Below are 18,294 nucleotides of genomic sequence, written 5' to 3' on the forward strand. Positions count from 1 at the left end.
TTATAAGGTGTAAAGCATATTAATTATAATTTTGATTGAATGAATACATAGATTGGAGGTCATCTTTATGAAGCCATTACATAATAAAGTGGCAATTGTAACCGGAAGCAGCAGAGGGATTGGTGCAGCAACGGCTGTTTTACTAGCGAAAGCTGGAGCCGATGTTGTGATTAATTATCAAAGCTCTGAAAAAGAGGCTTTAGCTGTTCTTACAGAGGTAGAAACAACTGGACAAAAAGGGAAGGTTGTACAAGCTGATGTCAGAACAACAGAAGGCGTAAAGACTCTTGTTGATGAGACGATTCGTGAGTTTGGGAAGGTTGATATTCTCATAAATAATGCAAGTATTAACTTTGCATTCAAACCATTTACGGAAATGAGCTGGGAGGAATTTTCCTATAAGTTAAATAACGAGATGAGTTCAGCTTTTCATTTATGCCAAGAGGTCGTTCCCCATATGGAGAAACAAGGAGGAGGAAAAATTGTATTAATATCTAGTTCTCTATCTCGAACTCCTTCACATGGATTCATTGCTCATGGCACAGCCAAAGCAGCTCTTGCAACATTTGCTAAATACTTAGCACAAGAACTAGGACCGAAAAATATTGTAACCAATGTTATTTCTCCTGGTTTGGTCATAACAGATGCAACAAAGGATCAAGCTCCAGAAACGCAAGAGATGCTTAGAAACTTAACACCATTGCAGCGTCTAGCAGAGCCTGAGGATATTGCAGGGGCCATTTTAAGTCTGGTAGCTAACTGGAATGGGCATATAAATGGTGCTTATATTCCTGTTAACGGTGGAATTGATATGAGCTAATGTGGAAACAAGAAATATGAAACAGTAAGAAATCTTTTAACTAACTTAATGATTCAAGGAGCAGTCTCAAAATAAGAGGCTGCTCCTTGAATTTTTTAATGAAACGTTACGATCTTTTCTAGGCTAAAACGATGATGCTCATAGCCTTCTTGATCAGCAATGCCAAATGGAACCATGGATGCAAATTTCACGTGTTCTTTTAAGCCTAGTATTTCTTTGACTTTTTCTTGATCAAAACCAAGCATTGGGACACTTGCATAGCCAAGACCTTGAATCGTTACTAAAAGAACTCCAAGAGCAATATTTGTTTGGGTTAATCCCCATTGTCCTCTTTCTTCCACACTCATTCCTCCAAAAAATGAGGAAAGGTTGGCTACCTCTTCTTGTTGTCGATCTGGTGACAAACCAGGGTGGACCGTTTCAGGTAAGTTTTCAATGACGTCTTCCATATCACTAATCACCATTACAACAGCAGGGGCAGATGTTACTTGCTGTTGTCCATAGGCAGCTTCTTTCAGTTTTTCTTTAACCGTTGTATCGGTGACAACATGAAATCGCCATGGTTGAAGATTCCAAGCACTTGGAGATAAGCGGACAAGTTCAAAAATTTTATTGAGATCTTCCTGCGGTATTGGTTCTTGTTTAAACTTTCTTATACTGTGCCGAGATTCTATAGCCTCTGGTACGGAAAGAATGTTTTGCATGGTTTGAGTTGCCAAACTACCCTCTCCTTTGAACTTCATTTTGTAGAGAATTCTACGGATTTAGTATTCGCATTGAATCATTTCTGGATAGGTGTAAATTATTTGAAATAGTAGGGAGCAGATTCTGGTATCTTTCTTGAACTTTTTTAGTGGAAATTGCATTTAGAGTTATTGGGAATACTAAAGCGTACGGAAGCATGAAAATATAAGTAAAACAGGGGCGGAAAAATGACAATCAAAATTAAAATTTATTCTGATTATGTTTGACCATTTTGCTTTATAGCGGAGGCTCCGCTAGAAGAGGCAATTAAGGGAAAGGATGTTGAAGTAGAATGGATGCCCTTTGAATTGCGCCCTTATCCCACGGAAACGTTAAAACCAGAAGGAGATTATCTCCAAACAACTTGGAGAAATTCCGTTTATCCAATGGCTGACCATTTTGGTGTGAAAATCACTTTACCAAGTGTTTCACCCCAGCCGTATACACATTTAGCATTTGAAGGGTATCAATATGCGAAGGAACTAGGGAAAGGAAATGAATACAATCATCGTATGATGAAGGCTTTTTTTCAAGAAGAACAGGATATAGGTGATATAGAGGTCTTAACAAAGTTAGCAGGAGAGTTGGGACTTGATCAACAGGAATTCCGAAAGGTGCAAGAATCGAGGAAGTACAGAGATGCACATCAAAAGGCCCTTCAGCATGCGTATACTGAAGCGAATATCCAGGCTGTTCCAACCTTTATTATTGGGGAAACTGAGGTTAGAGGTATGCGTTCAAAAGGTGAATTAGCAGAAATAATAGATAAGGAATTATCGAAAGGACAAGAAGGAAAAAGCCTTTGAATATGTAATTGGGTTTCTTTCTAATTTAGGAATCACTGGTTATGGTTCGGGGCTATCATCAACCATGCGTAGAGATATAAGTGCAATGTAAGCAAATTTTATAACCAAAATTGGCGCATTTGTGGAAGATGGGATGAATTTAATGATTGAAAGAGAATGGTTAGAACAACCTCCAAAGGTAGGGGACCGAGAGAAGTGATCTTCTAAAAGGATATTACTTGTGAGATATGTAATTGTAATGAGCCTACTTGCATCATAAACATGGTGCTGTTTTACCTTTCAATATATGGGACAAAAGCTTGACACGTTAAATGAAATGATCATGAATGGACGGACTGCGACGAGCAGTCCTTTTTACATTAAATTTTGTTATAATTGCTAAGAGAAAATTTGCTAAACAGTAAAGGAGATTATTAGTTAAATGGAGAATAAAATACAACCGCAGCAGCTTGGTTTGGTGTCAGATTTAATGAAGGCTATCGACAATGATGATGTTGAATTATTTTTAGAAACCCTATGTAGAGAGGACCGTTCTTACATATATGGCGCTTTTAAAGCGTTGCAAAGCAATGGGTATGAGGAGTTAACGCTGGAGAATTGGGAAAAAGAGAGTTTTAGAAAAATCAAAGAGAAATTTAAAGACAATAAAGGTGATTATGGGGTTGTACCACAGGTAAGATATCATGATAAATTAACAGGTGACATTTTCTTGCAAAAAGCTTCAAAGGATGGCAGTCCTAACATAGAAGAGACAGAGATAAAGTATATTACCTTACCTGTCATCTTACAAACAAGCTTAACCGAAGATGATGAAATTGTTGGTGAGTGGAAATTATCTTTATTTGTGAGTGAAGCTTAAGTTGGTCAATTTAATGCTAGTACTAGCATTATCTTCACGCTTACCAGCATTAAATCGCGTCTAACCAGCATTATATTAACTCTTACCAGCATTAAATGTATATTTAATACTAGTACTAGTATTATTTAATACCCCTTGCAGGTATATCGCTACAAAAAGTCACAGGAAAAATACTTCCTCTTCAATGTATGATTGACTCAAATCGAAAAAGGAGGGCTCATTTTTGATTGAGTTCTCTTTTACTGTGCACTTATTGCAAGCTTGAACCCCAATCACCCGAAAAGTCCTCAATTAGAAAACGATATTCGCAAATTTACGGAAGGGTATCGCGCAAATACCATCTTGCACTCGAAACAAAATCATTTTAGTTTAGACCAATTTAGTCAAACCAACGATTCTCCATGTGTAAATGAAGGGCGTGGGGGCGCGGTTGGAATAGATAAGCTTTCTTCACCAAGGGGAATCATGACAGGCACCATCTAGAAATTAGATGGTGCCTGCTATTTTTTATATTGACAAAATATACAGAAATATTTTAATGTTTTATATGTAAACCAAATTAATAAATAGGTTAACATTTAAACCTACATAAGCCTTATTCATCAATCGGGGGGAGAAAAATGCAGTCGAGTTTAATTGAGAAAAGTAAAAAGTATCTTTGGTTACCGTTTACACAAATGAAAGATTATGATGAGAATCCAATCATTATTGAGAGCGGTAACGGTATAAAAGTGAAGGATATCGAGGGGAAAGAGTATTACGATGGATACTCTGCCCTATGGTTGAATGTTCATGGTCACCGAAAAAAAGAATTGGATGACGCCATAAAGGCCCAGCTTGATAAAATTGCTCATTCTACTTTGCTGGGGATGTCCAATGTTCCCGCAACTGAGCTTGCAGAAAAACTGATTGAAATAAGTCCCGAGAAACTAACGCGAGTTTTTTATTCAGACAGTGGAGCAGAGGCGATGGAAATTGCTCTTAAAATGGCCTATCAATACTGGATGAATATAGGCAGAACCGAAAAGAAGAAATTTATTGCCATGCAAAATGGCTACCACGGCGATACGATTGGGGCGGTTAGTATAGGGTCCATCGATCTCTATCATCAAGTATATGGTCCATTAATGTTTGAGAGTTTTAAAGCACCGATCCCAGATGTCTATCATTCAAAAAGTGGAGATCCTGTTCAGTGCAGAGAGGAATGCTTGGCTATTCTTGAAAAGTTGTTAGAGGAACATCACCATGAAATCGCAGCTCTAACGATCGAATCGATGGTACAAGGTGCTGGTGGAATGATTGTGATGCCAGAAGGATTTTTATCAGGGGTAAGGAAGCTTTGTACAAAATACGAGGTTCTGATGATTGTCGATGAGGTCGCTACTGGTTTTGGACGAACAGGTAGGATGTTTGCCTGTGAATATGAAGAGGTTCAGCCTGATTTAATGGCAGTTGGAAAATGTATTACCGGCGGCTATTTACCGATTGCAGCTACTTTAGCAACAGAAGATCTTTATCAAGCCTTTTATGATGATTTTGATCAGCGAAAAACGTTATTCCATGGCCACTCCTATACTGGTAATCAGCTAGGTTGTGCGGTTGCAGTTGAAAACCTAAGATTGTTTGAAAAGGAAAATATCGTCGAAGAAGTAGCGAAAAAAGCGGAATATCTTTCTTCTCTTTTTGAAGAATTAAAAACTCTTCCACATGTTGGGGATATCAGGCAGCTAGGGTTTATGTGTGGAATTGAACTGGTTTCATCCAAGGAAACGAAGGAGCCTTTCCCTTTTACAGAACGTGTCGGATATCGGACAACCTTAAAGATGCGGGAGTTCGGGATGCTGACAAGGCCGCTTGGAGATGTTCTTGTCTTTATGCCACCGCATGTGAGTACAAGAGCTGAGCTTAAAGCCATGGTTGAGATTATGAAAAAAGCGATCATCGAGGTTACAGACGAGGTGATGAAGGTTGGTTCTTGATCAATATGTCAGCGATCGGATGAATAAAACAAGAGATGTTGGTTTGTATCGGGAGCTGCGAACGATGAACACACCGCCGGGTCCTGAAATGTGGATCGATGGGCGTAAAATGCTTGTCTTTTCCTCAAATAATTACTTAGGGCTGGCAAATGAGGAACGATTGGTTCATTCAGCTGAAAAGGTTCTTCGTGAGTTTGGGGTTGGCAGCAGCGGATCGAGGTTAATCACCGGTCACACCGACTGGCACCATCGTCTCGAAGTAAAGATTGCCAGCTTTAAGGAAACAGAGGCAGCACTTCTCTTTTCCAGCGGCTATCTAGCAAATGTTGGGGTCCTTTCTTCTTTACCTGAAAAAGGGGATGTCATTTTAAGTGATCGCTTAAACCATGCGAGTATTATTGACGGATGCCGGCTGTCTCAAGCGGATACGGTGGTTTATCAGCATATTGACATGGAGGATCTTGAAAAAAAATTAATGGCATCATCTTCTTATCGGCGGAGATTCATTGTGACAGATGGCGTTTTTAGCATGGATGGAACGATTGTCCCGCTTGATGTACTGATGTCATTGGCAAAAAAGTATGATGCGTGCGTCATTATAGATGATGCTCACGCGACAGGTGTTCTAGGGGAAAATGGAAAGGGGACATCTGAATATTTCGGTGTCCAGCCTGATATCGTGATTGGAACATTAAGCAAAGCGATTGGAACAGAAGGGGGATTTGTTGCCGGATCGAATGAGCTGATTGAATTCCTTCTAAATCATGCGAGAACCTTTATTTTTCAAACGGCCATGCCGCCTGCGATCTGTGCTGCTTCTTGTACGGCTTTTGAGATCATCGAAGAAGGAAATATAAAGCAGAAGGTATTACTATCAAATGTGAAAAAAATTCAAACAAGTTTACGAGAAATGGGCTATACCGTCATTGGAGATTGTACACCGATTATACCGGTGATGATTGGGGGGTCTCATGAAGCCGTTCTTTTTGCAGAAAAGCTCCAGGAAAATGGAATCTTTGCCCCAGCGATTCGCCCGCCGACCGTACCGGATGGAGAGAGCCGTATTCGTCTGACAGTAACTTCTGACCATCAACCAGAACATATTGATTACTTACTAGAATGCTTTTATTCCATTGGAAAAGAGTTGAACATTATTTTATGAACGGATTCTTTGTAACAGGAACAGATACAGATGTAGGAAAAACAGTGATCTCCAGTGGACTTGCAGGCGTATTAAAAGAAATGGTGATCGATGTCGGGGTGTTTAAGCCGATGCTAAGCGGTATTCCTCGTGAGGATGCTGCTAGTGATACCAGCTTATTAAAGGAACTCTCGCAAACTTCTTTGACACATGAGGAAATTACCCCTTTTGAATTCAAAGAACCGCTAGCTCCTTATATGGCAGCAAAGCTTGAGGGTAAGCAGGTCAGGTTGGAAGAGATCAAAGATCATTGGGAAAAGATACGGGGAAAACACGAATTTTTTATTGTTGAAGGAGCTGGCGGAATTTCCGTTCCATTAGGAGAAGAGTATCTGGTCAGTGACGTAATCAAGGCCTTGGAGCTTCCAATCGTGATCGTCGCCCGACCAAATCTAGGAACCTTTAATCATACGTATCTAACGATTCAATACGCAAAAAGCATGGGGCTGGCGATTGCTGGTATTGTGATTAATGGTCAAAGTGAGGAACCCGACATTGCCGAGATGACAAACTCGGAGTTGATGGGAAAGTGGTGTGGTGTCCCCATTTTAGGAGTTACCCCAAAGCTTGAGGTAGTGACGAAGGAAAGCGTTAAAAACATGGTGAAAGAACATATCGATATTACTTTATTATTAAATCAATTGGAGGTAGTAAGATGAACAAGTGGATGGATCTCGCTGATAAGGTGTTAGAGGGAAGGGGAATTTCCAATGAGGAGGCACTCTCCATCTTGGATTGTCCAGATGATGATGTACTATTGCTGATGCATGCTTCTTTTAAAATAAGAAAGCGTTATTACGGGAAAAAAGTAAAGCTAAATATGATTATGAATGCGAAATCCGGGCTTTGTCCAGAAAATTGCGGATACTGCTCGCAATCATCTATTTCATCAGCACCGGTTAACACTTATAGAATGGTAGATAAAGATACCCTGCTAGCGGGAGCCAAACGGGCATATGATTTAAATGTCGGTACTTATTGTATTGTTGCAAGCGGCAGAGGACCTTCCAATAAAGAGGTTGATCATGTGGTTGAAGCGGTCAAAGAAATAAAAGATACCTATGGATTAAAAGTATGTGCCTGTCTGGGCATATTGAAGCCGGAGCAGGCTTCCCGCCTAAAAGAAGCCGGGGTGGATCGTTACAATCATAATATTAATACATCAGCTAACAATCATGCCAATATCACCACCTCTCATACGTATGATGACCGCGTAAATACAGTGGAGATGGTGAAAGAATCTGGTATGTCCCCATGCTCGGGGGTAATTGTAGGGATGAGAGAAACAAGGCAGGATGTAGTGGATATGGCGAATAGCTTAAAGGCGATTGATGCTGATTCGATCCCGATCAATTATTTACATGCGATTGACGGAACTCCGCTAGAAGGGGTAAAGGAATTAAACCCATTATATTGTCTAAAAGTCCTCGCATTATTCCGTTTTATCAATCCAACAAAAGAAATTCGGATCTCCGGGGGCCGGGAAGTGAATCTTCGTTCTCTTCAGCCAATGGGGCTATATGCAGCTAATTCCGTCTTTGTTGGTGATTACTTAACAACAGCAGGACAAGAAGAAACGGATGATTATAAAATGCTGCGCGATCTCGGATTTGAAGTAGAAACCGTGGATGAAATGAATTCGAGCTTAGTATAAAAAATGCATTTATGAATAAAAAAGGGCCAAAATACGCAAGTAGGGCATAAAAGCTTGTGTGTTTGAGGCTCTTTTTTAATAGATGTATTAGTTTTAAGATAAATAGGCAATCATAATTGGAATTGGAGGAAATCAAAAGATTGTTTTGAAACTTTAGATAGAATTCTGACTGAATGGGTAACTTTTCATTGCTTAATGAAAGGGGTAAACTTTGAATTTTATTCATAATATTCTGACAACGAACTGACAAAAAGTGTATAATTAAATAAATTTAGAATATCAATTAGTGAATTCATTTCATTTTTTAATGGAAAAGGGGGATGTGGTACGGATGAAGAAACTTCAAGGAAAAGTTGCGCTCGTTACTGGTGCAGCTAGAGGGTTAGGAAGAGAATACGCTCTTAGACTGGCCTCCTTAGGAGCAGATGTAGCAATCATCGATATCGACCTGAAATCTTATCGCCATTTTGATAGAGAAAAGATTGGTGAACAATATGACAGTGTAGTAGATGAAATTAAGGACCTTGGCGTAAATTCGCTTGGGGTAGAGGCAGATATATCAAATGAAGAGGAAGTCAATAACGCTATCAATAAAATAAGAGAAAACTTAGGTGAAATTGATATTTTAGTAGCGAATGCAGGTGGCGGCTCGGGATCTATGAGGGGGAATGCTGCATCATCTATGGATGCAGAACACTTAAAGCTGGTCATGGAAAGAAACTTATATGGGACAATCTATAGTGTTAAAGCTGTAGCAGAACATATGAAACAGAAAAAATATGGAAAAATCGTCACTGTGACTTCTGTGGCTGGCATTAAAGCCAATGTGACTGGCACTTATTCACATTATGGTGCTGCAAAAGCCGCGATCATTAATTATACAAAAAATTTAGCTCAAGATCTGGGTCCGTATAATATTACCGTGAATGCGATTGCACCGGGTTATATCGGGACTGGAAGATTAATGGAACAATTTGAAAAAGCGGGCGTACATACATATGCTGAACAAACTGCCTTGAAACGTCTGGGCACACCAGAAGATTGCGCAAATGTGATTGAATTTTTAACAACGGATTTATCTGATTATGTAACAGGGACTGTGATTGATGTGACTGGAGGACTAGTTCATTAAGGTGGTGGAAGAATGAAGGCATTAGTAAAGACGGAAGTAAAAGATGAATTTAGAATAGAAAACAGGGATATTCCCAACATCAGTGCAGATGAACTATTGATAAAAGTAGAGTATTGCGGAATCTGTGGAAGTGATCTTCATGCCGCCAGCCATGCGAAAGGATATGAATTTGTACCGAAACCGATCATTCTCGGTCATGAATTTTCCGGCATTGTTGCTAAGGTAGGATCAGAAGAAAATAAATCACTACTAAATCAAAGAGTTATCATTATGCCAGGAGTTTTTTGTGATGAATGTGAGCAATGCAGAAATGGAAGAGAAAATATTTGTTCAAACATCACTGGAATCGGATTGCGGACAGATGGGGGAATGGCGGAATATGCAAAAGTGAAAGCTCAGCAAGTGTTGCTGAAACCTGATGAGTTACCTTCTGATATTGCAGCTTTAACGGAACCGCTTTCCGTTGCTATCCATGCCGTTGGACGAATTGGTGATGAAATGCTCGGAAAAAAAGTATTGGTCCAAGGCTGCGGGATTATCGGTATGTTTACCGCCATTGCAGCAAAAAACAGAGGTGCTGACGTAACGATTTCTGGACTTCAAAGAGATTGGGAACATAGACTAAGTCTTGCTGAAAAGTTTGATATAAATACCGAAATTTTTGAAAACGTTGATGTTCGTGATAACAGATTTGACTATATCTACGAATGTTCAGGATCTTCCATTGCGGCAGAAAATGCGATTAAAAGGTTAAAAAAAGGTGGAATGATGGTAGTAGTAGCACTTTATGAACAAAAAGTGGAACTGCCAATGAACGTGATCGTCAGAAGTGAAATAAATGTTTTATCAAGTTACGGATCTACTAGAAAAGACTTTCATAGCGCCATCGATGTATTAACAACTAACAAGGAACAGATGAGAAAGCTTTTTCGTATCTATTCCTTAAATGATGGTCACGCGGCTTTTAGAGATGCTAAAAGTCAAAAGGTATTAAAACCTATATTAAAGCCCTAGTTTCGCTATTGTTTTTTGAAAATTCAATCTACTATATAAAGGAGTGGTTTGATTGGCTCTAAAGTCAACGATTAACGAAAAAATGAAGACGATGGCTGCTGTCGTAAAAGTTCTTGAGGAAATAGAAACGGAATACGTCTTTGGTATTCCGGGAGGCTATATGGGTGGATTATATGATGCCATGTTAGAATCCTCCGTGAAGCCCATTCTTGTCAGACACGAACAAGTTGCCAGTATTATGGCAGAAACATATGGGAGATTGACAGGAAAGCCTGGTGTATTTACCGCACAAGGTGCATGGACCATTACGAACGGCATGATGGGACCAATTGAAGCGATTCAAGGGAGTTCACCGATGTTGATTTTAACAGATATGACCGATAATGCACCTTATTCACACCATGGATCATATCAAGCGGGAACAGGGGAATACGGCGGCTATGATGTGAAAAAAGTGATGGAAGCAGCTACCAAATATTCTACTGTAGTTCATCATCCAGCGCAGGCTGTACAAAGTGTGCAACTGGCCATCAAACATGCCACAGAAGGAAATCAAGGGCCTGCAGCCGTCGTTTTTCATAGTTCTGCAATCAATGGAAAAGTTGACCCTGAAGGATCACCAAGCATTTATCATACAAAGAAATATCTTGTCAATCAAAATAATACGCAGGATAAACAGCTATTAATCGATGCATTAAACAAACTCGTTCATGCGAAAAACCCATTCATTATTGCGGGGAATGGAGTAAAAGTGGCTAATGCTTATGAAGAACTTCAGCAGCTCGCTGAATTAATAGGAGCCCCGGTAGGTACAACCGCAAGTGGAAAAAGTGCTATTAAAGAAACTCATCAGAATGCAGTCGGCGTTATTGGAAACTGGGGACTTCAAGTTAGTAATAAATTATTATCGGAATCTGATGTGATATTAGTGATCGGTTCAAAATTAGCACCGACCGATACTTGTAATCATGCTAAAAAGTTGATAGACCCAGAACGACAAACCTTGATTCAAATTGATATTGAACCTAAGCATACTAGTTGGACTTTCCCAATTGACCATCCAATCGTGGGCGATGCCAAACAGATTTTGACAGATATGATACAGCTGCTAAATGGAGAAGTACAGGCTGATCAGGAAACTGTCAGAGAACGAGTAAATCAGATTGTAAAGTTAAAAAATGAACTGAATTATATGTATGCGGAAGAAATGGAGTCAAATGATACGCCAATCAAACCGCAGAGATTATTGAAAGAAATTAATGATTATATTGATGAAAATACCATGATTACGTTAGATGCGGGGGAAAACAGAGTATTTACCGTTCATTACTTTCAGTCAAAATCTCCCGGCAGTATCATTCTGCCAGCCTCGGCTGGAGGAATGGGCTATGCAATTCCTTCTGCGTTAGCTGCTAAACTAGTATATCCTAACAAGAAAGTAATCGCCATCGCAGGTGATGGAGGCTTTGCGATGACCATGAATGGTTTAATGACTGCGGTTCAATATAGTATTCCAATCGTTACAATCATCATGAATAATTCCGTATTAGGATGGGTGAAGAATGCCCAGAAAGACCGTATAATCGCTTCAGAATATGAAGATACCAATTTTGCAGAAATTGCAAAAGCCATGGGCTGCTTAGGTTTTAAGGTTGAGGATCCAAATGATTTGCAGTCAACACTGGACGAAGCTTTTGCATCCGGCAAACCAGTTGTCATTGACGTTAGAACAACCGATAAGGAAAGTTATAAAAAGGTCATGTTTAATTTAGCAACTTCTTTGGAGGATTAAGATAATAGCAATTGCTTTTAGGATACTTTCAAAAGAGGTATGGCTTTGCAGTTTGCATATTGAAGTAACGGGGCAATCCTTCAAATAAGAGGGATCGCCTTTTTTTGTTGGTGGCTAGGGCAGGAATGTTCTAAAGAATTTTTTCCAATAAAGGGAAGGTAATGATGTTGAAGAAACGAAAACCGAAAGAGGATTAGCGAAGGCAGTAAATGGTCTTCATAGAAGAGATGAAAACCAAAAGAGGTTCAGCCGGAAGCGGCAAATGGTCTTCATAAAAGGAATGAGAACCGAAAGAGGATCAGCGGAAACAGTAAATGGTCTTCATAGGAGGAATGAAAACCAAAAGAGGATTAGCGGAAACAGTAAATGGTCTTCATAGAAGGAATGAGAACCGAAAGAGGATTAGCGGAACCAGTAAATGGTCTTCATAGAAGGAATGAAAACCGAAAGAGGATCAGCGGAAGGGGCAAATGGTCTTCATAGAAGGAATGAGAACCGAAAGTGGATTAGCGGAAACAGTAAATGGTCTTCATAGAAGGAATGAGAACCCAAAGAGGATTAGGGGAAGCTGCAAATGGTCTTCATAGAAGGAATGAGAACCGAAAGAGGATCAGCGGAAGGAGCAAATGGTCTTCATAGAAGGAATGAAAACCAAAAGAGGATTAGCGGAAGCAGTAAATGGTCTTCATAAAAGGAATGAGAACCGAAAGAGGATCAGCGGAACCAGTAAATGGTCTTCATAGAAGAGGTGAAAACCCGATAGGATACTTTTAACAGAGATATTCCTTTACAGTTTGCATAGTGAAGTAACCGGGCAATCCTTCAAATAAGAGGGATTGCCTTTTTTGTTGGTGTCTAGGGTCTGCTTAATACAGGAAGGGATTCTAGTTGTTTTTTGTCGAAGTCAAGAAGTTAACGTGTTAAGAAAAAACGAAGGTGGTAAAATATGAAAAAACATATTTTAGAGATTATCGTAAGTTTGTTTTTAAGTTTAATTATTCTAGGTATTGGTTTATATATAATTGAACCGGACATCATTGCATTTTTTATGTTTACCTTTTTTATGTTCATACTATCGATTATTTTTTGTATTATCTTTGAGAGAAAACCGCTAATTAGACGTACTTTTAAGATTTTAAGTATTTCAGGATTAATTAGTTCAGTTTATCTATCGACCATATTTTATATAATCGCCTCCCGGATTGAATCAGGCATTTAATGAAGATATGTACTAAAATGATCTTTTCCCTGCTAGTGAATTTGTTAGATTTTCCTGTGTATAAAAATAAACGGAGAAATTCCCGCTAAATAGGGTAATATCCATATTTCCTAAAAAATAGAGGGAGTTTTTCCCGTTATATGATTCAAATCCTTGTATTTTGTCTTATTTAGAGAATTTAAGGGGAATATCTCCCCTAATCTCAGCTTCTTTAGCCTACTCTCTATACTATAGGCGGAAATTCTCCCCTTATTCAATTCTCCGATTCACAATGCGAATCACTATATTTTTTCATAAGTTATTTAAAAAGTTTTGTCCCCTTCAAAAGAGAACCCGTTAATCTAGAAGGATTAACGCTTATTTTTGTTGAAATTATTGTAACTATGTTAGGTGCTTGAATAAAGGGGTCGACGTTTTGAAGAATACAAAATTAAGGGTTGGGATGGATTATACCCAATGTAATTTGTTACCTAATGTTTGCAACCTTTTCAATTTTCATTGCTTTAAATGTAGAAGGTTTACAAGAAATAAATGAATTAGGTATTTGGGTATTCTTAATGGGAATCCTTTTCTTAGTTTCCATTTTGGGTAGTTATCGAATTTGGTCATGGATCAAAGAAGGGAAAATGTAACAATAAAGGGTACCTATGTAAAAACTTACTTCACCGAACCGGAGCAGGTCAATTGATGGAGGATTTTTTACTTCCAATAAAGAATATTATGAATTTAAAAAGTAACAAAGTTTTCTTATAAGGGAGTGAAAGGAATATGTTTAGTAAAGTCGGTCAAATTATGTTGTATGTTAATAACCAAGATGAGGCAGTGAAATTCTGGACAGAGAAATTAGGTTTTACTGTAGTAGCTGAAGAGAACAATAATCAGGGATTGAGGTGGATTGAAATTGCTCCAAAAAAAGGTGCAGAAACCAGCCTCATACTGCACGATAAGGATTTCGTTTCTAAAATGTCTCCTGGATTAAATCTCGATACTCCTTCTTTAATGTTTTTCACGGAGAATCTCGAACAATTACACAATGACTTATTGAATAAAAAAATTACAGTCGGAGAGATTGTAAATATGCCATCCGGTAAGGTGTTTAATTTTGCTGATAATGAAGAGAACTATTTTGCTGTAATGGAACGAAAGTAGAGCCGTCCACCTTATTAGTAATGGAAATGCAACAAAATTTATTGCCTGTCCCGTGTGAAGTGCAGCGTCACATGGGACAGGCATATTTTTATTCCCTTAAGGCAATATTCCCCCTCCATAACAGTTAGTTCCGAAAAGAATGTGAGTTTTAGCGATAAGTATTTGCGGACTTCTTGCGGAAATACTGCGCTCTGAAGCAACGTTAAAAAAGGTAAGTTAAATATAGAAAAGTTGGAATTAACGTTATGAGAGGGGTTATCAAATGTTTAACAAACAGTTTCTACCTTATGTAAAAAAGGAAGCAAGGTTGTATTTCTGGGGGTTCATCGGGAGCGTGTTTCGCTTTTTGATTCCGCTGTCTGTTCCTTTGATCCTAAAATATATATTTGATGTTTTACTTCAAAGCGGCACGTATACAAACTCTGAAAAAGCTGAAAAGCTCATACTAATTGCGATCGGTATGGTACTTATTTTCTTATTCATTCGCTATCCCATGGAGTATGTACGGCAATATTGTATCCACACCGCTAATAACCATATCCTCAAGAAACTTCGTCAGAATATTTTTGATAAAATTCATTCGCTGGATGCCAAATACTTTACAGATCATAAAAGTGGTGAGATAGGCACTCGTTTTTTTGATGATGTCGAGAAGGTCAAAGGGTATTTAACAGCAGTCTATGGAAATATTGTGATTGAAATGATGGTACTGGGAACAGTGGTTACCATTATGCTTGTTCTTAACCCAACACTTGCGATGATTTCTATTTTACTGATTGTTATTCAGTTTTTACTTGCACACTACTTTTCAAAAAGCTTTAAGACATCGACAAAGAATATGATGAATGAGCGTTCCAGCTTAAATGGATTTATTTTTGAAAAAATTCAAGGTGCTCTGCTTGCTAAATTATTTTTATCCGAGAAACGTGACAAACAGGAATTGGATCAACGTCTGGCAAAGTATGAAGGGCTAACGGATAAACATGCAAAAATTAATGCTATTTCTTTGGCCACCGTAAATGTGTTGATTGATTTTACCCCACTTATCATTGCTCTTATTGCCAGTTGGTTTGTTATCGATGGCAGCCTAACGGTTGGCAGTCTCATAGCTTTCTTTGCTTATGTTGAAAAAATGCGAAGTCCTGTTGCGGCGCTTGTTCAAGCGTTACCTGTGATCACAGAGGGACGTGTGGCCCTTGGAAGGATCTTTGACTTTTTCAATCTCTCTCAGGACATCAAAGAAAAAGAAAAGCCGACTGAATTAAATACGTTTTGTAAATCCATAACCTTTAATAATGTTTCATTTTCCTATCATTCTTCGAAACAAGTATTGAAAAATGTGAATTTTACTATGGATAAAGGGAAAACGTATGCATTTGTTGGGGAAAGTGGTGGAGGGAAAAGTACGATTTTACAGCTTCTCATGAGAATGTACGATGCTGATTCGGGTGAAGTGAACATCGATGGAAGGAATATTAAGGATTATTCCATTTCAAGTTTACGAAAGCAAATGGGGATTGTGACACAGGATCACTTTTTATATAGCACATCAATCAAAGATAATATTAAAATGGCGAAACCAAATGCAACAGATGAAGAAATTGAATTAGCGGCAAAGAAAGCATATGCACACGATTTTATCACGAAGCTTCCAGATGGATATGATACAGAAATTGGGGAAAGAGGAATCAAGCTTTCTGGCGGGCAAAAGCAAAGAATTGCCCTTGCTCGGGTGTTTCTAAAAGATTCTTCCATCTTTATATTAGACGAGGCAACAAGTGCGCTTGATAATGAAAGTGAAGAGCTCGTTCAACAATCGATTCATCAGATTGGAAAGGATAAAACGGTGATCATGATCGCCCATAGACTTTCAACCATTGTCCACGCTGATACGATTTTTGTATTAAAGGATGGAAAAATCGTTGAACAAGGAAATCATTATCATCTTCTTCAATTAAATGGAACCTATAAAGAGTTAATGGCAAAACAAAATCTAACACATGCCAATAATGAAAATGTACGAAACATTCAAGCGGTCTAGCTAAAAAACTTGAGTCCATTCTCGAGAGAGGATGGGCTCAATGCTATATTCAGTGCGATATTATACATAGTTGATCTACCTCTTTTTCTTAACCCATTCTTGACGAAAAATAATTGAAAAAGAATGAAATATTCATCTATCCTCTTTTCCTTCTATCTTGTAAAATGGAATATATAGGTAAAATTTAAGCGGGTGATGAATACTTGGAGAACAAGAGCTTTATAAACTGGGAGTTCGAAACGATCACGCAACACACACAAGATATTCTTGTCATTGTTGACAAAAGCCAAATCGTACAGTTTGTCACACCTTCATTAGAAATGATATTAGGCTATCGACCCGATGAATTTGTAGGACAGAATGCATTTGAACCGGTTTTTCCTGAAGACCGCGATAGACTGATCACTTCGCACCAAGAAGTCGTTGCCCATAAGGAACCGAGGGTAGATGAATATCGAGTGCTGCATAAGAATGGTGAAATAAAATACCTTGAATCAAGAGTCATGCCTGTTCCAAAAGATCCAGACGATCTGGTAGTCGTCTCAATAAGAGATATTACCTTACGCAAAGTGATGGAGTCTGAGCTTGAAATGCGGAAGAATCGCTATCAGCTCTTACAAAATCATTTAAAATATTATTCACAAGATTTATCCATGGTCTTAAAGGTATCTGATTTAAAGAGCAGGCTGATTCAAGAATTAAACACTGTCCTTCCAGACGCTGAACCTTCCATCGTCATCTATCATCATGAAACGAAAAGGTTTGAAGGGGATTGTCCTAATGGATTACTTAACTATTTGCCAGAATTGATGATTGGAAAGCCTCAGTATGATCACAATTTGTTACATATTTTAATAGGGGAACGCAAGGGAAGAGCTCACATTCTCTCCATTAACGAATCATCACTCAAAGAATCCATGGATTCCATCTGGTTTGATACGCTCATTTTCTATACGGTGATGGTGTTTGAAAGTCTAAACGTGATTGAAAATTTAATGAATCAGTTGGAAAATGCCCTTCAAAAAAACGAGAGACCACAATGGATGTTACGATTATTGTTTAATTTGTCTGAGAAGCAAAGGATGGAATTATCAAGTGATTTACATGATACGGTGCTGGAAGAACAAATGCTTCTTTATCGAAATCTTGAAGGTATTTTAGAAGAACATCATTTTGAGGGAGAAGCAAAATATCAACTTCAAGGTATGGTAAAAGGATTATTGGAATCTATCCACCAAATTAGAATGACTTGCCATGAGCTCCGACCGCCACTGTTAAGGGAAGTGGGTCTATTACATTCGTTAGAACAATTATTTGAATACATGCAGCTAACGTCATCTTTTAAAATTAGATTTACAATGGAACACACGGACGATCTTGTTTTAAATGAGGAAGAAACAATCGGGATTTACCGTATTATCCAGGAGTTACTTAACAATGCAGTGAAACACTCAGAAGCTAGCAATCTGCACTTTCATATTAATAGAGTTGGAAATCTGTTTCATTTGCATTATAGCGATGATGGCAAAGGTTTCAAAGCTGAAAAATTGACACCTACATTCAAAAGTATAGGACTTACAGGTATGAGAGAACGGGTTAAGAGCCTTGGCGGTAAAATAGAATTCGAATCTGAGCCAGGAAAAGGGGTCTGTGTTAGGTTGGAAATACCGACTAGTCTCTAAAGTTCGACCCATATGATCGTTGAACCATAAGCCTCCAAAAGGGGTTTATTTTTTTGGCTTGACATAATCTCTTGAAAGTATTGCCAAAAAATCCGGGATCCCCAAGAAGCTTTTTAGATTCGATGAAACTGTCTTTTAAAAAAGATTTCCCGGCCCCCTTTATCAATAAAAATGCACCCATCACGCAACATTTTTTCGGTTC

General features: G+C 38.5%; 14 protein-coding genes. 13 read left to right on the forward strand and 1 reads right to left on the reverse strand.

Annotated features, from left to right (window positions below; translation table 11 throughout):
- Positions 1-67: 67 nt before the first annotated feature.
- The gene (locus CZ487_RS12965; RefSeq protein ID WP_077212556.1) at positions 68-820 is read left to right on the forward strand and encodes an SDR family NAD(P)-dependent oxidoreductase; all 753 of its coding nucleotides are present in this window, start codon (positions 68-70) and stop codon (positions 818-820) included.
- Positions 821-915: 95 nt separating this feature from the next.
- Here the strand turns inward: CZ487_RS12965 and CZ487_RS12970 are convergent, their stop codons facing one another.
- The gene (locus CZ487_RS12970) at positions 916-1,539 is read right to left on the reverse strand and encodes a nitroreductase family protein (RefSeq protein WP_237562879.1); all 624 of its coding nucleotides are present in this window, start codon (positions 1,537-1,539) and stop codon (positions 916-918) included.
- 213 nt (positions 1,540-1,752) lie between these two features.
- On the opposite strand from CZ487_RS12970, the gene CZ487_RS12975 reads away from it, so the two are divergent.
- The 12 genes from CZ487_RS12975 (at position 1,753) to CZ487_RS13035 (ending at position 18,092) form a co-directional block, all read left to right on the forward strand.
- Positions 1,753-2,370: a DsbA family oxidoreductase gene (locus tag CZ487_RS12975; protein ID WP_084783254.1), complete on the forward strand. Its 618-nt coding sequence runs from the start codon at positions 1,753-1,755 to the stop codon at positions 2,368-2,370.
- Between the two features lie 421 nt (positions 2,371-2,791).
- A complete protein-coding gene (locus tag CZ487_RS12980) occupies positions 2,792-3,229 on the forward strand; it encodes a hypothetical protein (RefSeq protein ID WP_077212557.1) in 438 nt (145 codons plus the stop codon).
- 620 nt (positions 3,230-3,849) lie between these two features.
- Positions 3,850-5,208, forward strand: a complete 1,359-nt coding sequence (bioA, locus tag CZ487_RS12985) for an adenosylmethionine--8-amino-7-oxononanoate transaminase (protein ID WP_077212558.1) — start codon at positions 3,850-3,852, stop codon at positions 5,206-5,208.
- Between the two features lie 19 nt (positions 5,209-5,227).
- Entirely contained in the window at positions 5,228-6,370 is a 1,143-nt protein-coding gene (bioF, locus tag CZ487_RS12990) for an 8-amino-7-oxononanoate synthase (RefSeq protein WP_419865752.1), read from the forward strand.
- Complete coding sequence (bioD, locus tag CZ487_RS12995; protein WP_077212560.1) at positions 6,367-7,068, forward strand: dethiobiotin synthase; 702 nt, start codon at positions 6,367-6,369, stop codon at positions 7,066-7,068. Before bioF ends, bioD begins: the two co-directional genes overlap by 4 nt.
- On the forward strand, positions 7,065-8,063 hold the full coding sequence (gene bioB / locus CZ487_RS13000) for a biotin synthase BioB (protein WP_077212561.1): 999 nt from the start codon (positions 7,065-7,067) through the stop codon (positions 8,061-8,063). Before bioD ends, bioB begins: the two co-directional genes overlap by 4 nt.
- A gap of 331 nt (positions 8,064-8,394) precedes the next feature.
- Entirely contained in the window at positions 8,395-9,195 is an 801-nt protein-coding gene (locus CZ487_RS13005) for an SDR family NAD(P)-dependent oxidoreductase (RefSeq protein ID WP_077212562.1), read from the forward strand.
- Between the two features lie 12 nt (positions 9,196-9,207).
- Positions 9,208-10,209, forward strand: coding sequence for a zinc-dependent alcohol dehydrogenase (locus CZ487_RS13010; protein WP_077212563.1), 1,002 nt, complete (start codon positions 9,208-9,210; stop codon positions 10,207-10,209).
- A 52-nt stretch (positions 10,210-10,261) separates the two neighbouring features.
- Positions 10,262-12,001, forward strand: a complete 1,740-nt coding sequence (locus CZ487_RS13015; RefSeq protein WP_077212564.1) for a thiamine pyrophosphate-binding protein — start codon at positions 10,262-10,264, stop codon at positions 11,999-12,001.
- A 1,987-nt stretch (positions 12,002-13,988) separates the two neighbouring features.
- Complete coding sequence (locus CZ487_RS13025) at positions 13,989-14,369, forward strand: VOC family protein (protein ID WP_077212566.1); 381 nt, start codon at positions 13,989-13,991, stop codon at positions 14,367-14,369.
- Positions 14,370-14,631: 262 nt separating this feature from the next.
- A complete protein-coding gene (locus CZ487_RS13030; RefSeq protein WP_077212567.1) occupies positions 14,632-16,410 on the forward strand; it encodes an ABC transporter ATP-binding protein in 1,779 nt (592 codons plus the stop codon).
- Positions 16,411-16,613: 203 nt separating this feature from the next.
- On the forward strand, positions 16,614-18,092 hold the full coding sequence (locus CZ487_RS13035; RefSeq protein WP_077212568.1) for a PAS domain-containing sensor histidine kinase: 1,479 nt from the start codon (positions 16,614-16,616) through the stop codon (positions 18,090-18,092).
- Positions 18,093-18,294 lie beyond the last annotated feature (202 nt).

Source organism: Robertmurraya dakarensis, assembly GCF_900156875.1.
Lineage (GTDB): Bacteria > Bacillota > Bacilli > Bacillales > Cytobacillaceae > Robertmurraya > Robertmurraya dakarensis.

Coding starts and splice junctions, on each gene's coding strand:
- CZ487_RS12965 (WP_077212556.1), top strand. CDS start 68: ATGAAGCCATTACATAATAAAGTGGCAATTGTAACCGGAAGCAGCAGA.
- CZ487_RS12980 (WP_077212557.1), top strand. CDS start 2,792: ATGGAGAATAAAATACAACCGCAGCAGCTTGGTTTGGTGTCAGATTTA.
- bioA (WP_077212558.1), top strand. CDS start 3,850: ATGCAGTCGAGTTTAATTGAGAAAAGTAAAAAGTATCTTTGGTTACCG.
- bioF (WP_419865752.1), top strand. CDS start 5,228: ATGAATAAAACAAGAGATGTTGGTTTGTATCGGGAGCTGCGAACGATG.
- bioD (WP_077212560.1), top strand. CDS start 6,367: ATGAACGGATTCTTTGTAACAGGAACAGATACAGATGTAGGAAAAACA.
- bioB (WP_077212561.1), top strand. CDS start 7,065: ATGAACAAGTGGATGGATCTCGCTGATAAGGTGTTAGAGGGAAGGGGA.
- CZ487_RS13005 (WP_077212562.1), top strand. CDS start 8,395: ATGAAGAAACTTCAAGGAAAAGTTGCGCTCGTTACTGGTGCAGCTAGA.
- CZ487_RS13010 (WP_077212563.1), top strand. CDS start 9,208: ATGAAGGCATTAGTAAAGACGGAAGTAAAAGATGAATTTAGAATAGAA.
- CZ487_RS13025 (WP_077212566.1), top strand. CDS start 13,989: ATGTTTAGTAAAGTCGGTCAAATTATGTTGTATGTTAATAACCAAGAT.
- CZ487_RS13030 (WP_077212567.1), top strand. CDS start 14,632: ATGTTTAACAAACAGTTTCTACCTTATGTAAAAAAGGAAGCAAGGTTG.